Origin of the sequence: Paenibacillus sp. FSL M7-1414, assembly GCF_038003195.1 — a bacterium.
Lineage (GTDB): Bacteria > Bacillota > Bacilli > Paenibacillales > Paenibacillaceae > Paenibacillus > Paenibacillus amylolyticus.
The window spans coordinates 6,877,146-6,898,345 of the sequence record NZ_JBBOOS010000001.1; the positions used below are offsets into that span (position 1 = coordinate 6,877,146).

At 44.8% G+C, this 21,200-nt stretch carries 13 protein-coding genes; 2 read left to right on the forward strand and 11 right to left on the reverse strand.

All coding sequences use genetic code 11. The features are described 5' to 3' along the window. Positions 1-6: 6 nt before the first annotated feature. The gene (locus MHH92_RS29970; protein ID WP_340907571.1) at positions 7-2,298 is read right to left on the reverse strand and encodes a glycosyltransferase family 2 protein; all 2,292 of its coding nucleotides are present in this window, start codon (positions 2,296-2,298) and stop codon (positions 7-9) included. Then, positions 2,298-3,392 carry a bifunctional glycosyltransferase family 2/GtrA family protein gene (locus tag MHH92_RS29975; protein WP_340907572.1) on the reverse strand — a complete coding sequence of 365 codons (1,095 nt, stop codon included), beginning with the start codon at positions 3,390-3,392 and terminating at the stop codon, positions 2,298-2,300. Before MHH92_RS29975 ends, MHH92_RS29970 begins: the two co-directional genes overlap by 1 nt. 452 nt (positions 3,393-3,844) lie before the next feature. Between MHH92_RS29975 and MHH92_RS29980 the strand changes: the two genes are divergently transcribed. Further along, a complete protein-coding gene (locus tag MHH92_RS29980) occupies positions 3,845-4,567 on the forward strand; it encodes a YheC/YheD family protein (RefSeq protein ID WP_340907573.1) in 723 nt (240 codons plus the stop codon). Between the two features lie 83 nt (positions 4,568-4,650). Here MHH92_RS29980 and MHH92_RS29985 read toward each other — a convergent pair whose 3' ends face one another. The 9 genes from MHH92_RS29985 to MHH92_RS30025 form a co-directional block, all read right to left on the reverse strand. Next, on the reverse strand, positions 4,651-4,992 hold the full coding sequence (locus MHH92_RS29985; protein ID WP_047841001.1) for a hypothetical protein: 342 nt from the start codon (positions 4,990-4,992) through the stop codon (positions 4,651-4,653). 257 nt (positions 4,993-5,249) lie between these two features. Then, positions 5,250-5,810, reverse strand: coding sequence for a DUF4303 domain-containing protein (locus MHH92_RS29990; protein WP_340907575.1), 561 nt, complete (start codon positions 5,808-5,810; stop codon positions 5,250-5,252). 28 nt (positions 5,811-5,838) lie between these two features. Beyond that, on the reverse strand, positions 5,839-6,117 hold the full coding sequence (locus MHH92_RS29995; RefSeq protein WP_036611832.1) for a hypothetical protein: 279 nt from the start codon (positions 6,115-6,117) through the stop codon (positions 5,839-5,841). A gap of 11 nt (positions 6,118-6,128) precedes the next feature. Next, the gene (locus tag MHH92_RS30000; protein WP_076329313.1) at positions 6,129-6,746 is read right to left on the reverse strand and encodes a hypothetical protein; all 618 of its coding nucleotides are present in this window, start codon (positions 6,744-6,746) and stop codon (positions 6,129-6,131) included. Between the two features lie 336 nt (positions 6,747-7,082). Beyond that, positions 7,083-7,628 (reverse strand): 50S ribosomal protein L25, encoded by a 546-nt coding sequence (locus MHH92_RS30005; RefSeq protein WP_340907576.1) that lies wholly within the window; start codon positions 7,626-7,628, stop codon positions 7,083-7,085. A 375-nt stretch (positions 7,629-8,003) separates the two neighbouring features. Then, complete coding sequence (gene srtB, locus MHH92_RS30010) at positions 8,004-8,780, reverse strand: class B sortase (protein WP_340907577.1); 777 nt, start codon at positions 8,778-8,780, stop codon at positions 8,004-8,006. Positions 8,781-8,803: 23 nt separating this feature from the next. Further along, positions 8,804-14,854, reverse strand: coding sequence for a DUF7601 domain-containing protein (locus tag MHH92_RS30015; protein WP_340907578.1), 6,051 nt, complete (start codon positions 14,852-14,854; stop codon positions 8,804-8,806). A 386-nt stretch (positions 14,855-15,240) separates the two neighbouring features. Next, positions 15,241-17,364: a 5'-nucleotidase C-terminal domain-containing protein gene (locus MHH92_RS30020; protein ID WP_340907579.1), complete on the reverse strand. Its 2,124-nt coding sequence runs from the start codon at positions 17,362-17,364 to the stop codon at positions 15,241-15,243. A gap of 262 nt (positions 17,365-17,626) precedes the next feature. Then, positions 17,627-20,002 carry an Ig-like domain-containing protein gene (locus MHH92_RS30025; RefSeq protein WP_340907580.1) on the reverse strand — a complete coding sequence of 792 codons (2,376 nt, stop codon included), beginning with the start codon at positions 20,000-20,002 and terminating at the stop codon, positions 17,627-17,629. Positions 20,003-20,486: 484 nt separating this feature from the next. Between MHH92_RS30025 and MHH92_RS30030 the strand changes: the two genes are divergently transcribed. After that, on the forward strand, positions 20,487-21,113 hold the full coding sequence (locus tag MHH92_RS30030) for a hypothetical protein (protein ID WP_340907581.1): 627 nt from the start codon (positions 20,487-20,489) through the stop codon (positions 21,111-21,113). Positions 21,114-21,200 lie beyond the last annotated feature (87 nt).

Consider the following 21,200-nt stretch of genomic DNA (forward strand, 5'->3'; position numbering starts at 1 on the left):
TCTCTCCTAACCCTCTCTGGTGGAACGATCGGAATGTGGCTCAATCAAATCAGTCAACAATTGGTCGATCAGGCCCTTCTCTACAATATCATCGATATTCTCCACCGAGAGGAGCACTTCGCGCTCACGGGCTGTCGTTTTTCCCGTATGTTGCAGAATGACTTCAATATTACTCTTCGTATAAAAAGTAACCACCCCTCCCGAAGCAATATCCCCATGGAAACCCGTCGCGGAAAAGAAACGATAATTGAAGCTGCGCAGTGTACAGCTAGCACCATTGGTGAAATGAACTGGAAGCTGAAGGGAAAGCCGCGGCATTTTTCGCTGATCCGATCTGGGTTGAACAATCCGTTTTTTCACATTACGTAACATATCGTCATAAGCCGTATCCCACAGATTCATCTGCTCTGGCAAGGAGTGTTTACGGTCGTAGATGATTTGCATATATTGGCGGTTATCATGTTCATCGACCGGCTGAACCGTTGCCGAGTAACGCCAGCCCTCTCCATCCTGTTTCACATAAACGATGACTGCATCGAGTTTGGCCTCATAGCGCTCGGTTTTGACGACCAGAGAGATGATCTTCTGCTCAGCCAAATAAATGGGATAAGGGACATAGAAGGCAATCCCTTGTTCAGATACATCCACCGTTTTGGCCTGATACCGCAGATTGTTGGCTTGGTCGTGAATCGTGACATCTTCCTGCGCCCGAATCCGTTCTGTCTCCCGATACGCACGACGGCCAATCATGAAGAACAGGGCGTAACATAGTGCGATCATGTTATGAATCAGCCAGAAAATAATGATACTGCTGAAGAACAGCGCAATGCCGTACTTGCCATTGACATACCGAATCACGGCTGCAATGGAAAGCAACAGCAGGAAGATATGCGGAAGTGCATATAACAGAGCAGACATCCATTGTCGACCGCTCGCTCTGCTTTTGTTGGTAACTTTGAACTCTTTCTCACGAATACCCAGTGTCTCCAGGAGAACCGGCCAGATCAGATAAGGCATAAATATGGTATCGATAACCTGACTCCATCGCTGATTCCGAATATTGCTGGACAGATATCGCATGGATAGACTATAGAAGAAATAAGATGGAAGCCAGAATATTAAGATTTGCCAGAAGGTTGTATTTACAATCTGGAAGTCGAATAACGCAAACAAAATAGGCGCCAAAATGAAAATCAAGCGGTTAAAGAAGGACCACCAGTATAAGAAACTACTCAAGTAGGTCACTCTCGTCCAGAAAGGAAGCTTCCCAGATAAGGGTGCACGCGTATTCTGCAGGCTCTGAATGATACCCCTTGCCCAGCGAATCCGTTGTTTAATCATGCTCTTCACTGTTGTTGTTGTCTGCCCGGCAGCTTGAACTTCTTGAGTCGCATAGGTAATATAACCTTCCTGCTGCAAGCGGATGCTTGTCTCAAAGTCCTCGGTGATCGTATTAAGCGGAAAACCTCCGATGTCTTCCATACCCTGCCGGGAAATGATCGTATTACTTCCTGTATAGGCTACCGCATTGGAGGCATTACGCAGGATGTTTACTTCTCTGGAGAAGAAATCCTGTTCATTAGGAATGCCTTGCTCTGCATACAGGTTAAACTGGAATAGATCCGGATTGTAGAAGCTTTGCGGGGTCTGTACCAGACCAAGCTTGAACTTAGGGTCCATCTCGTCCTCTCGGCGAGGACGCCATACCTCATCCTCCTTAATAAACGTGGAGAGCATGAAATAGGGTACCGTTTTCATCAAAAAGGTGTGCTGTGGAATCATATCCGCATCAAACGTTGCAATGAGCGGCGAAGAGCTTTTGCTCAGTGCATTGTTCAGATTACCAGACTTGGCATCCTTGTTTCCGGGGAACCCCAGATACCCCACGCCAAACTGTTTGGCAAGCTCCTCCACCTCTGGTCTCGCTCCATCGTCACAGAGATAGATATGAACCTTCTGCTTGTCCGGGTAATCCATGAACGTACAGGCATTAACGGTTTTATATAACAGATCAACGGGCTCATTATGCGTAGCAATAAATACATCCACATCCGGATAATACTCCGGCGGAACGATTGGAAAATCGAGCTGTGTACGTTCTTTTTGCATCTTTTGAAAGAATAATTCAAAGGTTGTCAGTACGGTGACCGTTTCAGCCACAATCAGCAGCATACCAAAAATGACGTTCAGAACGCCCTCACCCCATGGCAACGTAAAGAACGTACGCCATACCAAATAAATCGACATCAGGATCATCGTGATGACAAAAAAGATATTCTGCCTTTTTTCGTTTTGCACTACAACTGCTTCCTCCTTGCTGCAAATACCCATCTTCGCTGCAATTGGAAACTGAGCAGGAACAGCAAGGCATCACAGACGAATTTCGCCAATTTCTCATCTACGAAGAGAACGGTATGGAATATATATACACCGGTACTGGAAAGCAAGATCACTACTCCGCATAACGTCAGATAGCGCCATAGACTTCCCTGGCTATCCTCCTTGCGGAATACAAAGTGTCTGTTCAGTACATAGTTGACCACAATGGAAATCACTCTCGCAATCACGGTTGCAAGCAGAATTCTTAAATAGTGCTGCTCACCCAACATGGGCCGCAATGCGTCGATCAAAAACCAGGCGATACCCAAATCAACAACAGAACTGGCCACAGATGATGAAATGAACCGCAGGAAATTGGAGAACAACACACCCATTACTCGGGCACTATCCTGGATTGCTTTAAAATGAGTTCCCACATTGCCATTTTCATAAATGACTTGGATTGGCGTGGTATGAATCGGTATGCCAGACTGAATGCACGAGATGAGCATCTGAAGCTCATATTCAAACCGAGTGCCGCGAACATCCTGCATAAACGCAAGTAACCCTGGACCGAAGGCACGAAGCCCAGTCTGGGTATCTGATAGCTTTTTACCATACAGCATGGCAAAAATAAAGGAGGTCATCCGATTGCCTAACAGGGACTTTGGCGGTATATTCCCCTCGCTGAAGTTCCTTACCCCGAGCACCAATGAGTCCGGATAAATCCTTGCTTCTTGGGCTATGCGGTAAACATCCTCAGCTACGTGTTGTCCGTCTGAATCAGCGGTTACGACGAAGGAAGATGCGTCGAATTGCTTCCCAATATACTCAAATCCGGTCTTGAGTGCCGCACCCTTCCCCTGATTTTCCGTATGTGTCAGCAGAGCACAACCGTTCTCACGAAGCTCCTCGAAAATCGACTGGTAGGCCTCACCTGATCCGTCGTCCACAATAACAATATTGGTCAAGCCATACTCTCGCAATTGCCGTACATAGGCTGGAAGTCTCTCATCCGGTTCAAGTGATGGAATGAGGATGATCGTTTCGCCGTTTTGTTTACCTATAATCATCCTGATAAGCCTCAATTCGACATATTTCAACAATTTTTTTGAATATTGTGAGTATAACATCGAAAAGTCATACAGTAAACGAATAATTTGTATATATATTGGTAAAAAAGTCGCACTTTTCATAAGCTAATTCATAGGTAAAAAGTGCTAGTAGAGGGTCAGTCTAGTACTACTCAAACCATTTCACATATGGCTCTTGTTTCAGTACATGTACCAGCACGGCATGCCGTTATCCACGGTGGTGATAGAAGTGAGCCTGCGTATCCAGAAGCCACTCAAAGCGTGAATGAGCGCCTTCCCAGAATGCAGTAATTTTCGCAAAAGTTCATCTTCTGTCTCCATCGACCGATTGGACATGCATCGACTTACAAATCTGGACGAATGGTCACTTATGCGAATCACGAATTTGAATTAGAATTACCATAGACGATTAAAAAAAGGCTGTGATTCCAATGTTATTCGAAAGAGACAAATGGTTGCAGTATGGCATTCTGCGCGATGAGCCCTCTCTCGCTGAACGGTTGCCAGAAACACAGTTGCTTGAGAAGGATACGTTAACGAAGATGCTTCTTCAGTATCCCAGCGTTGTACTGAAACCTCGTAATGGCAGTTACGGAAGGGGTATCCTGTTCATTAAACGAAGCGGTGCAAATGCTTATCGTATTCAAAATGAAAATAACACAGTCACCATGAGAGACAACGAGCAGTTACTCGAATGGTTCGAACAAACAATCAAAAGTGATGAGTATATTGTCCAAAAGCGTCTGCAGCTTGCTCAAATTAAACACAGGCCCTTCGACATTCGGATCATGGTTCAGCGCAAAAAGAGTTCCTCGTCCACTTGGACCGTGACAGGTTCCTATGCTAAAGTCGCTGCACAAGGATACCAAGTCACCAATGTGAATAACCGCCCCATTCCCGTTTTTAAAGCACTGAGACTGGCTCGAATTGGAGATCGGCGCTTACTTGTCAGAGCGGAACAAGTTGCACGATTAGCTGCCAAACGATTGGGAGAGCATTACCCTATGCTTAGACAAGTCGGGTTCGATATAGCCATCGACAAGAAACGGCGAATTTGGATTATCGAAGGAAATTATCAACCAGCCTTACGGCCTTTCCGACTTTTGAAAGATTCCTCGATGCACCGCAGAATATTATGGTACAAAGAACATTAAAACGAAAAAAGACGACCTGCCTGCTAGCCCGGCAAGTCGTCTCTTCATGTTTCGTGCCTAATCTCGATATTAACCCTCTTCGGTTATTTCCGGCATTTTCTAATCGCACTTGTAACACGTGTCACTCGGAACTGATTTACCCCTACCTGTATAATGGCGAACTGGCTGTACGAAGTACCAGAAGAGGTATACGGTTCAGCCTCAATATTTCCACTCGGTGTTCTAACCGTCGCGGTGATTCTAGTTACCAGGCACACACCACGGTCGGAAGATCTCCAAGTCTCGTCACGCTGAACACTATATCTATCGTTGCTACAAAAGATGGATGCATACTCCACTACTCCACTCGCATTAAACGAAGTAGAGTTATAGATCTGAACAGGGTCATAACCACCTCTAGGTGCTCCAGGTCTTCTATTTCCCATTCTCAAAACCTCCTTTTTTATTGATAATCTATTAAATGCAATTAAATAGTTTTGGTGAGGTATAAATGTGGACAAGGCAGAAAAAGTGTGTTTGTCCGAGGGTCGCAGACATAAAAAAGAACCACCCTTTCATGTGCAAAGGTGGTTCGAGAATTATAGTCCTATTATCATAATCATCTTATTCAGCCAATTGAGCCGAAACGGTACATTATAGAAGGTCAAATAGAAGGTCAAAACTCCCTAAATTGCAGATGCTTCTATTCTGCCGCCTCCGCCAACCATGCTTGCATAGCCGGAGATTCCACCCGATTCAAACGTAAGGCAATTTCGGTATTGATCTTATCCGGCGGCATGACTTCAACAAGGACACATACGGACTCTCGTGGTTGATTTAAGGCAAACACGCCTTCATCATCGAGCATTTTCATCGCCAGCTCCATGGCGTTCAGCCTCAAATCCAACTCGCGATTCCAATCATCATTCTCCAGTTCCGCAATGAAAGGACGCTCGTTATATCGTTGTTTGACATCGGCAAAGTGATCATCCCCAAAACAACAATAGGGCGAATCCGCATACGACCATTTGATGAGATCCGCAATCGTGGATACCGGCGTATCACTTTCCTCTGCTTGTCTAGCCGATTCCAACGCCAAAGCTTCCCACGACCATGCAGAAATGCTTGGCGCATGTCCTTCGCCAGTAGTGTATAACGTACAATAATAGTAACGTTCACCATTTTCAAAAAGGGTGCAAAAAGACTTTCTGGCGGCAGCAGCGATCTCTATGGCCAGTGTCTCTATTTCTTGCATTGGCTTCATGAATAGAGTTCCCCTTTCCATTCGTTGATCATTTGCCCCTTCGATATGAATTGGCTATTTGGACTAGATACCAGACACCTGCACCCACAAGGGCAGCAAACACCAGATTGATACAGCCGAACACGATGAGTGACTTTGCTTGGCCTGGACCAATCCGGAAAGCGGTAACAAGCTGGAAGACAGCCGGTAGCAAAAATGCCAGCCAGGAGATGGTTATAAGCTTTTCTGTTCTGAAACTCCACCATACTGCGGAACATGAGGCAACTAGTAGTACCCAGGTACAGATAATATTTAGGGCGAACGTCATTTCAGCCCCTCCTATTTGCCATGAATCACAAGTCTATATTTACTGAAGATCCACGATTGGCTCAATTTGTGCATTGCATCATGGCTTATACGCACAGAGGGCTTTTGCTCCTTCATCGCATCTGCATCAAGGGCTGAGAAGCGAAGGGGTTTGGTCATTTTTTTGATAGAGTCTCTGATTTCATCGAAAAACGCATAGGTCAGTGGCTTATGGTCCCGGATATCCTCATATATATAGTACTTTCCTTTTTCATCTTCCAAATTAACTTGGAAACCTTTCGGAAATGAAATCAAGATACACGGCAGTTCATCCTCTGCCCATTGTCCGTGATATGGAAAAGAAACCCCTTCATTTCTCACAAAAAATCCTGAACTTTCTTGATCCGATGCAATAGAAATAGAGTAAACAAAGAAGGGATGGATGTCATCTCTCTTTTCTCCTGCCACAAAATACTGATAGAACGTCTGATACTCCTCGTACACCTGATTATAATCATGCTCTGTTCGGGCAGCATTGGTACGATGGAATTGCGCTTGCCGATGCTCCAAAAGCTGCAAAAGGCTTTTAAACTCTTCAGGAGTGATGAAGAATCTCAGTTTATAGAATCCGCTATTCTTTAATTTGTCCATTTCTTTTCGCTCACCGCCCTGTTTAGAAATGTTATGCCAATGACCTTAGCAGTTCGGGTTCAACTATATATGTATCTTATTTCCATTATAGTGATTACCTTTCCTGAGTCTACCTACTTTACACCTGAATTTTGCAGATGAACTTTGAAAGGGTAGCGAAATATCAGGATCATTGCGCCTGTACGCGAGCAAAAGACATACGTGAGGTGAATTCCAGACTACCCGCCTTATAAGGATGGGAGCACGCCAACATCTCGTAATCAGCACAAATTAGCCGTACGGATGATCACCCGTACGGCTAATTTTGAATTATTCAGCTTTAAAAATTTGGAATTGTTAAGGTTTAACTACAGAGAGTAGAGACTCATTCCCCTCAGAGATCACCGTCACATCTGGTGCAAACGTAGCATCACTTACATGTAACGTTTCTCCAAGTTCCATAGCACAAATGTCAAATTCAATCGACGTTGGCAAGTGTCTCGGCAATGCCTCCACTTCAATAGAAGATAATTGAACTTGCACGACTCCGCCCTGTTTTGTGCCAATCGGTGTGCCATTGAACTTCACAGGAATTTTAGTACGCAGGATCTCATTGGTCTGCACCTGCTGAAAATCCACATGAAGTAAATCCCGTGTAACTGGATCACGCTGGAGATCTTCCAACAATACAGTCAATGAGCCTTTCTCTTCAAACTGCAGTTCGATAAAACCAGACGTACCCTGCTTCAACCATTTTTGAAATTGTATTGTTGGAATATGAATCATTTCATTCTCCGTATTTTTGCCAAAAACAATACCTGGCAAACGCCCGGATTTACGTAAATCCCTAAGTCGGGATGTATTTAATGGAATGCGGTTCTCCGCTTGAAAACTAGTAGTCATGCTATGTTCGCTCCTCTTTATTAAATGATATTTTCACATTTTTCATACTCATCCAACCATCCCCTGTTGGGGCTAAAGAGAGAAACATAGCATCACCACCTCCATATACGATCCAATTGATTTTAAAATACATTTAATGTAAGCACCCATAATATACATGAAGGCACTCTACTCCGAAGAGTAGAATGCCTATGGGATGCTTCAACCCTATCATAGAAACATCAATTTGTCGATTTAAACCGCCCTTTCCCATTTTGACGACTGGAACAGGCCTTCATGTCCATGAGCACCTTATTTCGGGGACAAGAAAAATCGCGTCCTCTAAGGAGAGAATGCGAGATAAAGCAGATTGATTTTGTGTTTCAGAATCGTCAATTAACGCTTTCGAGCCACCACCGCTAACCTACCGTTTTCGGTTGAATACTCGCATGTGGACAGCACAATAAGCTTGTCACCATACTGTGCTGTTACACCTGTGTCATAAAGAGAGAGTTGTTTGATATTCTGAACATATGAATCGAACTCGGCGGGCGTACTTACATTCTCAATCTGGTAGTATTTAAACACGTCGTCCGATTTGCGATAAACTTTTGACAGAATAACGGCAACAATCTCATACTCTTCCTTTTCGTAAAGCGTGCTGAACTGGAACGTCGCATGTTCTTGATAGAAGCTTTCGTTCCTGTACTTCATTAAATCTTTAAACATCCAACCACTTTTCATGTGATGTCCATGAATCAGCAAAATGTCCGAACTATTAGCCCGGCTAGACTCGTCCAAAAAAGGAAGACCACCTTGGTTTCCATTTTTATCAAAATCATGATTGAGATAGTACTCCGAATCCTGTGGGCTCTGCATGACCGGGTACTCAATTCGGGTACCGTCAATCTTCAGCCAGCCGACGATGTCTGAGTTCCTCTCGTAAAGATCTCGAAATTCGGGAAGCATAACCGGCTCATTGCCTTTATTGAACAAAAGGGAGGGGATTGCATCCCCTCCACCTTGTTCTGATCCTTCTTTCCAAACCTTTGTTAACTCTTCGATTTTCTGCTTCTCGGCATAGTCTCGCAAGAAAGTCCTCGCAAGACTGACAAGTGAAAATACCAACACAAGCAAGGAAACAGCGATAAGAATTTTTTTAGTTTTGCTCATTTTTCTTACCGCCTTCCCTTCCATTACTGGATGTGCTTTTTCTTCTTGTACCCGAGTAGACAGAACCCAATCGTCATTAAGGACATCAGCGCCAAAATCATATACAAGAATGGCGATACGCTGTTATCTCCAGTTTTCGGAGCATCGTCCAACTCGTTGCTATCGTTCTTAAGCTGATCGTTACCATTGCCTGGTTCAGGCGTTACGGTACCTGGTTCAGGCGTTACCGTGCCTGGTTCAGGCGTTACAGTGCCTGGTTCAGGTGTTACGGTGCCTGGTTCAGGCGTTACCGTGCCTGGTTCAGGCGTTACCGTGCCCGGCTCAGGCGTTACAGTGCCCGGTTCAGGCGTTACGGTCCCTGGACCAGGCGTTACGGTGCCCGGATCTGGCGTTACCGTGCCTGGATCTGGCGTTACCGTGCCCGGATCTGGCGTTACGGTCCCTGGACCAGGCGTTACGGTGCCGCCTCCATTGTTACCATTGCCGCCACCAGAACTAATTGGCTTCATTGGCACATCGTACCTGACAATGTCAAAATCGACTGAAATGGTACCACTTGTATGCGTTTCGTATCCGTCTTTCGTTACGATCAGATAGTAATCCGCTTCAGGAAACACCATGTACGCATAGAAGCCATCTGCATCACTACTCTGCTCCGGGCTCTCGTTGTCGTACGGCGGGAAATTTGGAACCTTTGGAAGCGTTACTTTCGTACCCGGAGTGCGGCCGTTATCTCTATTACGCTGCGTATCCGCATAATACAGTGTAACTTTGGCTCCATCAATTTTCTTGCCAGTGACGGCATCTCCTGTCGTTTCATCATAGACCGTACCGTAAGGGTCGACTAACTCCTCTGAAATATTCAGCTCTCCGTTAGCTTTAACGTCAAGTTGCGCCACTTTGAGGAGCAATTCCTCGCCGGTCTCAGCTTGATAGCGAACTTCCATTGTGTACTTCTGCTCGCTTAGCCCTTCCACAGAGAAAGTTCCATTCGACGCCATAGGAAATGCTTTAGGTTGGCCGTTTTCCTTAACATAGATGCCATCCTTGTCTTTCAAATAGATATGCATCTGGCTAGTCAACAAATCGTTGAATAGCACTGTTGTTCCATCCAATTGTTTGAACAGAATGATCCCCACGGCCGTAATGTCCGCTGGAACAGTCTCGTCCGTTACACTGCTGTTCACATTTGCTTTCTGCGTAAACTCAACAGGTACATCCTTACCGCCTACCCGATACATCTTCGTATATCTGATCGTATAGTCGGTATCCGCTACGGCTGGAATTGAATATTCACCCTTCTCATTCGTCTGCGTCTGAATCTCTTCGCCTGTCTTCAGATCGGTTACCGTAATCGGTGCATTCGGAATGACTTCTCCTGTGTTATTGTTACGCAACACGCCTTCCAGATACGGTCGGGTATTGGCAAAATGTGCTTCAGACCATTTTTTCTCTGGAATAGTGCCAATGTGAATGAGACTCTCTGGATCAGTCACATAGCCATCTTCCGTATAATCATCTTGGGTCACTTTGTACTGAAGATTGGTTGGAAGCCCTTGGACAATGAGCGTCTGTCCATCTGTAAGCTCAAAGCTCTCACCGCTCTTGATCATACCCTTACTGCCGTCTGATTTCTCATAGACGTAGGATTCGTCCGATCCCTCGCCGGTGAAGGCAACCGTGTACTTAAACAGCTTCTTCTTGTCTTCATCTTTGCCTTTAACTGTGTTGCTGATTAATAGGCCGCCCTTCAAGACTCGTACGTTCGTGAATGGGGCATCTTCATCAATGCCTTTCATGACCCCGGTATAGTACCGTTCTTCAGGAGTAGTCATGTATTCATCGGTTGTGTAATCTTGTTGGGTAACTGTGTATTTCAGATTCTTAGGCAGACCCAAAATATCCAGTGCCTCTCCATCCTTAAGGCGGAATTTACCGCCGGACTTGATCGAACCTGTGCTGCCGTCCGTCTTCAAGTAAGAGTAACTTTCCTCTTTGCCTGTATCCTCAAAGTTGACGGTGTACTCGAACTCCTTCGTTTTATCGCCGCCGTTGCCCATGACCGTATTGCTGATGGTCAGCTTGTTAACGGTCCGTTCATTGATGAAGTCCGCTTTGTGATCACCTTTATTCACGATTGAGCCAGACAGCTCTCTCGTACCCGGTATCGTCGTATAACCGTCAACGGATGTATAATCAGCCTCGGTTACGGTATAGACCAGATCCGCAGGCAAGGCTGGGAACGTCACAGATTCCCCGTGCTTAAGGGTAATCTTGCCTCCGCTCTTGATCGTGCCGAACGTATCATCCGACTTCTTATAGGTATACTCTCTGTCCTTACCTACGCCGGTGATGGTCACGGTGTACTCGAACTCTTTGTCCGGATCACTGCCGTTGCCTTCCACCTTATTGGTAATGGTCAGCTTGCCTTGTGCCGGTGTAGGCACGATCAGCGGATTATCAGAGGTTAATTTCACCCCGTCTACCCAGATGGGCTTCCCTGGCGTATTCCCTACATATACTTGGTATACTCTTGTAGTTGGCAGCCAAGTATTGGTGTCAATATAGGTTTCTTTCAGCTCATAATACCCTGGATCAGGGAATAGCAGATTAAGTTTCCCTCCGCTATCGGTTTTTCCTTTGGTGATTATAGTTCCGCCGTCTTTCTTATAGAGTGTAAACTCTACGTCTTTTAGCGGATTGCCATTGGGATCTACCTTTTTCAGAGGCAACAGAGCATTGGAACTTGAACTGCCGGCCACGTCCGAACTGTCCAGCGTACTTTCGCTTCTGGCACTGACAGATTTCAGATTGTCATCGCCCTCCAGTTTTACCTCGTTGCCCATTGTGTCTCCAGCTTTCGCTTTAGATGGATCAACTTCTGTTTGGTACACAAACTGGTAAAGCTGATTAGGGTCGTCCATTTTAAATGTTAGAACCGTAGCGCCACCCGTGCCTGGTGCAGCTTCTACTTGAACTTCAGCATTCGGGTCGCTGAGGTCCAGTGCTGCGCCCTCTCGTTCAAGAGTGCCGCTTGCGGTCAATTTAGCAGGATAGACTGCCATACTAGGTGATGTCAGCACAAGCTTTCCGTTTTCTTCATAACGCAAATTCATGCCTGCACCCAGGGTATCCTGCAAATAAACACCCTGCTTCATGTTAAATGGCGGGGTATAGTTCACCGTCCATTCCAGCACTCCTGGAACTGGCTTAGTTACCGACTTTCCAAGGGTCTGAATAGGTACAATAACTTTGCGCTGTTCGGTGACAACCTTCTCCACTCCACCCCATGTCATATGAAGGTCGGCTTTGTTATACAGCACCTGTTTGTCCGTGCCGTTGATGGTGTATTCCTCTAAATACTTCTGCAGAGCATCATTGGAAGGTCTTGCCTTCACCAGAATGATATAAGGACTTTCCAACTTGGAGAAGGTGAAAGTACCCTCGTTTCCAATGTGTGAAAAATGGACTACATGAGAACTGGTACCTGGTTCAATTAGAGTTCTAGCATCGTTTCTAACACCATATTCTGTTCCTGCACCATTGTCCGAAAATCCTTTCCAAAGCTCAAAGTCCTTAGTTTCAGAGAAAGGAACGAATTCCCAGCCTTCGGGAAGTGTATCCACTAACTTAATATTACTAATGACTCGATTACCGCCATCCTTAGCCATTTCTTCTGTGTTATATCCAGGCATATTTACCCCTAAACGGAATGTGACCGTTTTGGTTGTCCTGTCATAGCCAGAAATTGTCCATGCTTCATTGTTATCATTTCTAATGTAACTGCTAACGTTATTCGGCGTCACATTGTCAAAAGTACCATCTACTTTTAATGGCCTCGAAGCAAAGAGCATATCCTTGTTCAACATATGCATGTGTAGGTTGGCGCTGTTATCTGCTTTTTTTACGGTTTCGCCATCAATGAGCAAAGCCCGATTCGAAACAGTTTTCCCTGCGTTAATATCCTGTCTGAAGAGAATGTTCGGGTTGGTCTCAAGTGCACGGAAGCTGAAGGATGCCGCTTCTTCGGTGTATCCGGTCACCTTGATCAAATCCGCCACCACTTTACCGTCCACGGTTAATGGAATAGCTTTCATCGTCAATCCGGTTGCATTCGACTTCAGAGTTCCCGCTTTGTACTGCTTCCAAAGCTGCGCAGAAGTGATATTTGCTTTAATTTTCGCAATTGTCTCCGCACTCACCTCGCTGGTTTCATCTACAGCGTTGTCCAAGACGTTCAAGTCACCGCCATGCACAAGGACATCGTATACTACCGCGTTAGGTAAGGCATACTGTGGTGCTAGATTAACGGTCCACGTGATACTGCCCAGGTTATAATCCTCGGTTGATACTGCGCCTGTTTTTGTAAACGTGTGTGCGCCAATGCTGACGACTGCCTCATCTGTCACCGCAATAGGTCTTTTACCCGTCATTACATCGTTGTTCTGTATAACCCCTGGTGTATCCAAATTCCAGTTGGCACGAGGGTCAATTTGGAAGCTGGAACCACTTATCGCCTTGCTTTTAATCAACAATTCGACTTTTCCGTTAATATCCCCGAAGGAATACACGCCGTTTGAATCTGGTGTAATTGGCGTTTCTTCAGATACAGCGCCATCTACCCATGTCTGCCATGCAGCCGATTCAAATTCCAGCCCAGCCGGTAATACATTTGTGATGGTAAAGTCCTTTAACTCTTTTTTATTATATTGGTTAACCGCGATCTTCCATGTAATGGTTTCATTCGCATGGTCATACGAAGCGCTGGCTTGAATCCAGTCGGGAGCAAAAGAAATCTCCTGACCTGCCTGTACCAACATGTTGTTGTCCTGTCTCAGTTCCACTTTGCCATTCATGTCCCGGTAGCTGCGACCAAGATTGTTTGGCGGATTCCGATGTTCGTAATAATAAGCTTCCTTTGGAATCCATGTTTTATATTCAACCTTTGGATCTAGACCTGTTCCCTGCGGAAATATGTAAGTCAGCGATCCGTCGGCCCCAATGACTGGCGTTACATTTTGGCCGTTTACTTTGAATGAACCCTCCTTATAGATACCACGGACATTTCCAAAACCCGTATTATAAGTGGCTGGATTCGTATAGAATGTCTTCCCGTCTAACGGCAATTTGACTGTTTTATCAAACTGATCGAATGCAGAGACGTTTGACTCCCAAGTAATTGCACCTTCAACCAATTGCGCTGGCTGAATCCCGCGGTAACCATACTGATCCCACCTGATCATTCCAGGCGAGCTTAAAGTAATGTTATACTCTGCTGTAACATCTGGGTTCTCTAGCTGATATGCACCACCAAAGATGTTGATCGGCTTTTTATCGCCATACGCTAGTCCCGTTATATCTGCATTGGCAGTAGATTCAAAGCTGAAGGCAATACCTCGTCCAACACCATTGAAAAAATTATCTTCACCGTTAAATACAATCTTGATGCTATTTGGAGTGAAATAGGCGGTGCCCAGCTGTTTTGTACCTGATTCCGTCTGTGCATTCAAGGTTTTAGTAGCTGTTGGCAGCACCACTTCCTTGAAGTAATCTTCTCTTTTCAGCTCGATCCAGTCACCCTTTTGGATGTATTTCTCAGGATCTGCATTAGTGGGATTTGGGTCATCACCATTCACTGGTACCTTGAGACCTTCCGATTTGAGCGTAAAGGGCTGTCTACCCTGAATAATACCGTTTGGATTAATAACAGCATTCCCCTGCGTCACTTCCAGCGGAAAGGTTGAATTGGATTCCATAAATACCGCTGTTTTGTCCGTTGGGACTGCCGCCATCGCTACGAAACTATTCGGTGCATCGTACACTGCCTCAGGTACCGAAAGCGGTTCCTCTTGCACTGCCTCAGGTTCCGAAAGCGGTTCGTCGTTCACTGCCTCAGGTACCGAAAGTGGTTCGTCGGCACTCGGTGAGTCAGATTCAATGACGGCTTCCATTTCGGAATCGGTTGGCACACTCTCCGCATATGCGGCGGTGGAGTATATCACTGTCTGCAAGACGAGCAACATTGCCAGAAATAAAGACAATAACGGTTTACCTATATTGCGTTTTTGTTTCAAACGAAAATCTCCTCCACTTCTAAAATTTTTGCAGCAACCAGAAACTTTTTCCCTTTCCTTTGGCCATTCCATCCTTACAACAGAAACTGATAAAATTCATCAAGTTCATATGGCTTGCCTTACCATTTTACTTTAGAGCCCTTACCAAATTCTGAACACTAAACGGTAACCAAACCATAGAGCCAATTAAGACATAGATTTCTCCATAGAATCGTGGATTTTAAGCATAAAAAAACATCCTAAATTGGGATATGGCATTCTCCTGGATAAACCCTTTTCACCAATTAAAGAACTACTTGATGAGAGGGTTTATCCGTAGAGGAATGCTCATTCGCCCGATAGGATGTGTTTCTCTGTTTTAATATAAAGTTTGAATAAGTTCTACATTATGAAGCTTTTGCTGCAACAACCTTTTCAATCAATGCTTTTGCATCGTTAGTTGTAAGACCATGTTTAGGTTGAAGTGATTTTTTATCTGTTCCAGCAAAAATACCTTTGTCAATCAGTTTTGCCATAGGTTTAATTGCATAAGCAGACACGGATTTACCATCTTCGAAACTAGCAATAATTGTAGCAGCGTCTTTATCAGTCGCTTGATCTTTTACCAATTTAGCAAGAATGGTAGCAGCTTCTTCACGCGTGATATCCCGATCAGGATAGAAGTTTCCGCCAAAACCTTGAATGAATCCAGCATGCGTAGCTTCAGCAATCGCATCTGCATATGCAGCATTAGCCGCAACATCCTTGAATGCAGGTGCTGTCGCTACTTCGTTAAGTTTCAACATGTCGACCAGAGCACTTACAAATTCAGCACGAGAAATGACTTCTGTTGTTACAGGTGTTTCTGTTGGCTCGGTAGATGCAGCCAGGTTTGTGATACGTCCTTCATTTTTAGCTTCGATGCTACCGCCTTTATACGTATCTACGATGTACTGGTAGAATACATCCAGATCGATAGGACCTGCCAGGGATGATTTAGCATCCAGCAGCACTTTATAGTTATCTCCACCTGCAGCCATAAAGTTGTTAACTACAGCCGTATATGTTTTTGCAGGATCAATAGGTGTACCATCTTCAAGACTAAGACCAGTAACACGTTCTGCGACCGGCTTATTGAAATCTGCAGTGTATTTCAAACCAGAGATTTGAAGTGTTTTGGTATTAGGTGTACCGTCAGCGTTGGTACCCCATTGTTGTTGCAACAAAGTTTTAATTTGTTCGCCAGTCAGTTCCAGCTTCACTAGAGTGTTACCGAACGGTTGGATTTTGGCAAGATCAGCAAAGGTTACATCGCCTTGTGGCAGATCCGCACGAATACCGCCTGGATTCATAAATGCAAAGTCAGCAGCACTTGCCTTATCCCCAAAGTCTGCTTCACGCATTGAATCTGCAATGAGGTTTCCTAGAGGGGCTTCGTTATTATAAGCATCTGTACGAGTGACGGAACCATCCGTTGTACCTACTGGCTTCGTCAGCTCAGGATGCTTGTCCAATGATTTTTTAATAATAGCTAAAGATTCAGGGTCTTCTTTTACACCCTCTTGGAAAGTCGTTGTAACAGTCGCTGATTTTTCAGTTACATCCCCGGTAGCAGGGTCAATCATCAACTTGATATCTTCAAACGCCGTACCATAGGAATAAGCTTGAACGATCAACTTTCCATTCACTTCACCGTTAGCCAATGCATGATTGTCACCTGCAACGATAACGTCAACAGGGGAATCCGCCGGTAAAGCTTTTGCCAGATCAGCTGCTTCTCCAGTAGTTACGCCTTCTTTGGTTGTTGCTGGATCATGTGCCAAAACAATGATCGTTTCTACGCCTTGGTCTTGCAATTCTTTAGCATATTTATTAACGGCTTCCACTTCTTCTTCTGGGCTTAAGAAACGTACGCCAGCTGTCCCAGATGGAGATACTTTGGCAGGTGTGGATTTCGTGACTAGTCCGATAAATCCAATTTTGACTCCGCCCACTTCTTTAATCACATACGGCTTAATCAATGTTTTTCCTGTGGCAGTTTCAATCACGTTTGCATTGACGTAATCAAATTTTGCACCCGCATGCGTTACTTTTCCTTCTTTTGGATCAAGGCCACCAAAGATTTGTGCTTTCAAAGCAGCGACACCTTGGTCAAATTCATGATTACCCAAGGAGCCTACATCAAAGCCCATCATATTCATCCATTCCATGGTAGGCTCGTCACGATCCAAAGATGAGGCTGGAGCAGATGCACCAACAGAGTCTCCATTATGGAAGAGTAGGGAGTGTTCATATTTGGCTTGCGCTTCTTTGAGGTAGGTTGCTAGAATTGGAGCCGTTCCTGCCTTCTTATCACCCACCATTGATGTGGTATCTAACTGACCGTGGAAATCATTGATTCCAATCAAGTGTACTTCTACATCGTTACCTGCGGCAGAGACAGAACCCGCTGCGCCCAATAGTTGCGTGAGTAATAGTGCAGCAGTAGCTACACGCAGTGTGCTTTTACCCAAAACTTTTTTCCAAAACATGAATGAAAAAACCCCTCTCCAATTTTAGATCCTGAGATATTTTACCATAGTTCAATTCATAAAAATCATTAAATATATAAAATGTATGTAAAAATTTTGGGAGATTTATAGAGGAGATGCATAGTTACTACTAGCTAAAAATAAAGACACCCTACAGGGTGCCTTTATTTCCTTCATATAATTGCTCAGAACACTCAACTGCAAGAGTATCTTTCACCCCAATTTCCTCTCTATAGAGGTAGAGATGTTTCTCTGTTAATTACTATTCTGCTTTGGTTTTATCTAACATGTTCATCAATATAACAACAGCCTCTGCTCTGGTGGTTGGTGATTTAGGTTTAAAATCGTTGTTACCCATACCTTCGACAAGGCCAAGTTTCTTCAAGGCTGCCACAGAGGTTTTTGCCCAAACAGGAATAGATTTCTCATCTGAAAAAGACGTTGCATCATTTCCTATAGTAGATACCTTGAGCGCATTCGCAACCATCACTACCATCTCGGCACGTGTTATATTGGCGTTCGGCCGGAACGTGTCATCCGGATAACCGCTAAGAATGCCTTCTTGCACGGCTTGCGAGACTGCCATTTTGGCCCAAGTTCCGATCTCGGTTTTATCTGAGAATACCAGTTCCACTTCTGTTTTTTGTAAATTCAACGCACCCATCAGCATGACTGAGAACTCGGCACGTGTGACGTTCTTCCCCGGATTGAACGTTCCATCCGGATAACCGTTGATGATGCCGTTGCTTGAAGCTTGTTTAATTCTTGCTTCAGCCCAGTGTCCCGAGATATCGCTAAAACCAGGTTCCGTGGTGGGTTCAACTGGATTATTCAAGACCGGCTTTCCGCTGGTTTTGTCTACAACCAGGACGGCGAACTTCGTAAAGTGATTGACCTCGACTATGATTTGGTTCCCTTTTATAATACCGCCATCCACTTTCTCCCATGCCTTATTCACTTCATCATAATAAAATACAGCTGCCGAATGATGACTCTCAAGACCTGATGAATCAAATGTAAATGTCATTTTTACCGGCTTGAGAAAGTTCTCTGTGAAATTCTTCAGAAGCTCAAATACCGGGCTGGCCAGAATCTCTTTATTTCTTAGCAGAGTTTCGGTATCAGATACTTTATCAATCGACAAAGTCAGTTCTTGAGGTGATCCTCCTGCTGGAATTGAGATTTGAATCTCCTTGCCCAAGCTAACAACGCCTGACTTACCCATCGGAACGGTTATTTTACCCGTTGTTGAAGTGACTATATTGTCTATCGGAGCCGTTGGTGCAGAAGGAGTACTCGGACTTGTTGTTTGTACGGGCTGTACAGTGAAAACTGAATACGGATTGGACTCCGTTATACCCTGTCCTGCATTACCAGCACCGTTGGACACTCCATTATTCTGAAGGGTGATGACATTGACCGATTTGCTCACGTTAGCTTGAGGTGTTAACGTAGCTGTCCACGTCACGCCCCCATCGGATGAATGAACAGCACTCAGGGTACCGTTCGCAACCGTCAGATCCGCATTATCAAAACCCGACACAGCCTCAGAGAATGTGATCGTTACCGCTGATGTTTTGCCACTGGTCAGCGTTGTATCGGCTACAACAATCGTTGCCGTTGGTTGGGCGGTATAAACCGTATAATTATTCGAATCCGTCGTACCCGTTCCGGCATTGCCTGCAACATCACTGATGCCTGTATTATCAAGCGTAATGATATTCGTTCCATCCGTAATACCAACAGTCGGCGTCAATATCGCGGTCCATGTAACGCCTCCATCGGTAGAGCTAACGGCACTCAGGGTACCGTTTGCAACGGTAAGGTCGTCATTGGTAAAGCCTGTAACTGCTTCGGAAAACGTAAAGGTAACCTGCGATGTCTTCCCGGCAGTCAGTGCAGCATCGGCTACGAAAATCATTGCTGTGGGCCTTACTGTATCGATTGCGAAGTTATTTGAGTCTGTTGTTCCTATGCCTTCAATGCCGCCTTGATTCTCCACACCCGTATTATCGAGTGTAATCTTGTTGGTTCCAGCAGTCATGCCTACAGGCGGGGTTAGTTCTGCTGTATAGCTAATATTATCATTGGTGGCTAGATTTTGAATTGTTCCATTCGTCACCGCAAGGTCTGCGACGGTAAAACCTGTCACGGCCTCAGAGAATGTGATCGTTACCTGTGATGTCTTACCAATGGTCAGTGTTGTATCGGCTACAACAATCGTTGCCGTTGGCCGAGCGGTATAGACCTCATAATTATTCGAAGTGGTCGTTCCTATACCTACACTACGGTCCTGATTCATCACACCCCCATTGTCGAGAGTAATGACGTTGGTTGCATCTGTAGTGTCGGGTTTAGGTGTGAGAGTTGCGGTCCACGTAATGCCTCCATCAGAAGAGACAGGTGCAGTCAGTGTGCCGTTCGGAACGGTTAAGTCTCCATAATCCAACCCTTGTACCGCTTCCGAGAACGTAAAGGTTACCTTTGATGTACTGCCAATTCTCAGCAGCGTATTATCCATTGTGATTGTTGACGTTGGAGCCGCTGCATACACCTTATCCGATGGTTTTAAGTACAACAGTCCTGTAATGAGAGACAAGACCAGAATCATGCTCCCTATCCTTTTGCCAAAATTCATATGACCCTCCTCGTATCTTTCCTCTGGATGAAAAAAACCATCTGAAACTCTTTTGAAATACCTCAAATTCAATCTAATCAATCATTCGACACATTCGTCCAAATTCCTATATCCACAAATAAAAATAAATCGTTTGCCACAGCAGAACTACTAACTGCAAGTCGAGAGTGAGACTAGTTAAAAGTATTCATTTATACCTTCAACTATCGAACAGATAGATGTTAATAGAAAATTATGTATTTTATCTTTTTAGTTGATATAATGGGATAAAAAGTCATATTCGTTTCGTGATCACATGTACGAGCAGTTATGATAGCAAGCTTCCGCGGACCCCCAACTCCCTCAACTCTAGTTAACACATATCCATTTACATACGATGTATTCAAGCAACTTACTGCCTATTAAAGGAGGTGACCCCGGAGAGCATTATATATCGCGATTTTCCCTATAACTACCACTTATAAAGAACATAGGAGCGTGTCCAATGAACAGACAACTTTTCCCCAGATCTTTTCGAATTCTTATGGCTTGCTTGTTGATTCTTGCATTTGCTGTACCAGCAACGGCCTCTGCTGGCTATCTTGGTGATAAGCTCACGATCGGCCAAAACATGGCAAAGGGTGACTATCTCACCTCCCAAGATGGTAGATTTTCAGCCATTTGGCAAAATGACGGGAACTTCGTTATCTATCAAAACGGTTCTTCTCTCTGGAGTAGCGGTACCAGTAACAGTGGGGCTCTCACGTTCAAGTTTGAACCACAATACGGTAAACCTGTCATGTATAAATATGGCATGAAATATCAAGACGTTTACCAATATGGTTATCGTTATGGTTTCAACCCGGCTACAGGTAAATTCGAATATTATACCGGTTGGGGATGGGATAAAGTTTTGGTGATCGATACTTCTGTACAGGTAGCTGCTTGGTCTCCCAATACCACCTCATGGATTCCAGGTCATCACGGGAGCAGCTTACCGGCTAACACAACAGGTGATACACTGGTCATGCAAAGTGATGGGAATTTAGTTCTCTATAACACAACCCTGACCAATAGCAATTATCCGAATAGTTGGATTCCTGTCTGGGCTTCGAATACGGGCGGGCGTTAAAAGGGAAACGAACTCGAATGTACAGAAAGACAAAAAAGAGTCGCATGATTTGCGGCTCTTTTTTGTGTCTAACGTTTTTGGGTCCAC

Excerpts from the sequence above, each read along its gene's own strand:
- MHH92_RS29975 (WP_340907572.1), bottom strand. The coding sequence starts at position 3,392 with ATGATTATAGGTAAACAAAACGGCGAAACGATCATCCTCATTCCATCA.
- MHH92_RS29980 (WP_340907573.1), top strand. The coding sequence starts at position 3,845 with ATGTTATTCGAAAGAGACAAATGGTTGCAGTATGGCATTCTGCGCGAT.
- MHH92_RS29985 (WP_047841001.1), bottom strand. The coding sequence starts at position 4,992 with ATGGGAAATAGAAGACCTGGAGCACCTAGAGGTGGTTATGACCCTGTT.
- MHH92_RS29990 (WP_340907575.1), bottom strand. The coding sequence starts at position 5,810 with ATGAAGCCAATGCAAGAAATAGAGACACTGGCCATAGAGATCGCTGCT.
- MHH92_RS29995 (WP_036611832.1), bottom strand. The coding sequence starts at position 6,117 with ATGACGTTCGCCCTAAATATTATCTGTACCTGGGTACTACTAGTTGCC.
- MHH92_RS30000 (WP_076329313.1), bottom strand. The coding sequence starts at position 6,746 with ATGGACAAATTAAAGAATAGCGGATTCTATAAACTGAGATTCTTCATC.
- MHH92_RS30005 (WP_340907576.1), bottom strand. The coding sequence starts at position 7,628 with ATGACTACTAGTTTTCAAGCGGAGAACCGCATTCCATTAAATACATCC.
- srtB (WP_340907577.1), bottom strand. The coding sequence starts at position 8,780 with ATGAGCAAAACTAAAAAAATTCTTATCGCTGTTTCCTTGCTTGTGTTG.
- MHH92_RS30020 (WP_340907579.1), bottom strand. The coding sequence starts at position 17,364 with ATGTTTTGGAAAAAAGTTTTGGGTAAAAGCACACTGCGTGTAGCTACT.
- MHH92_RS30025 (WP_340907580.1), bottom strand. The coding sequence starts at position 20,002 with ATGAATTTTGGCAAAAGGATAGGGAGCATGATTCTGGTCTTGTCTCTC.
- MHH92_RS30030 (WP_340907581.1), top strand. The coding sequence starts at position 20,487 with ATGAACAGACAACTTTTCCCCAGATCTTTTCGAATTCTTATGGCTTGC.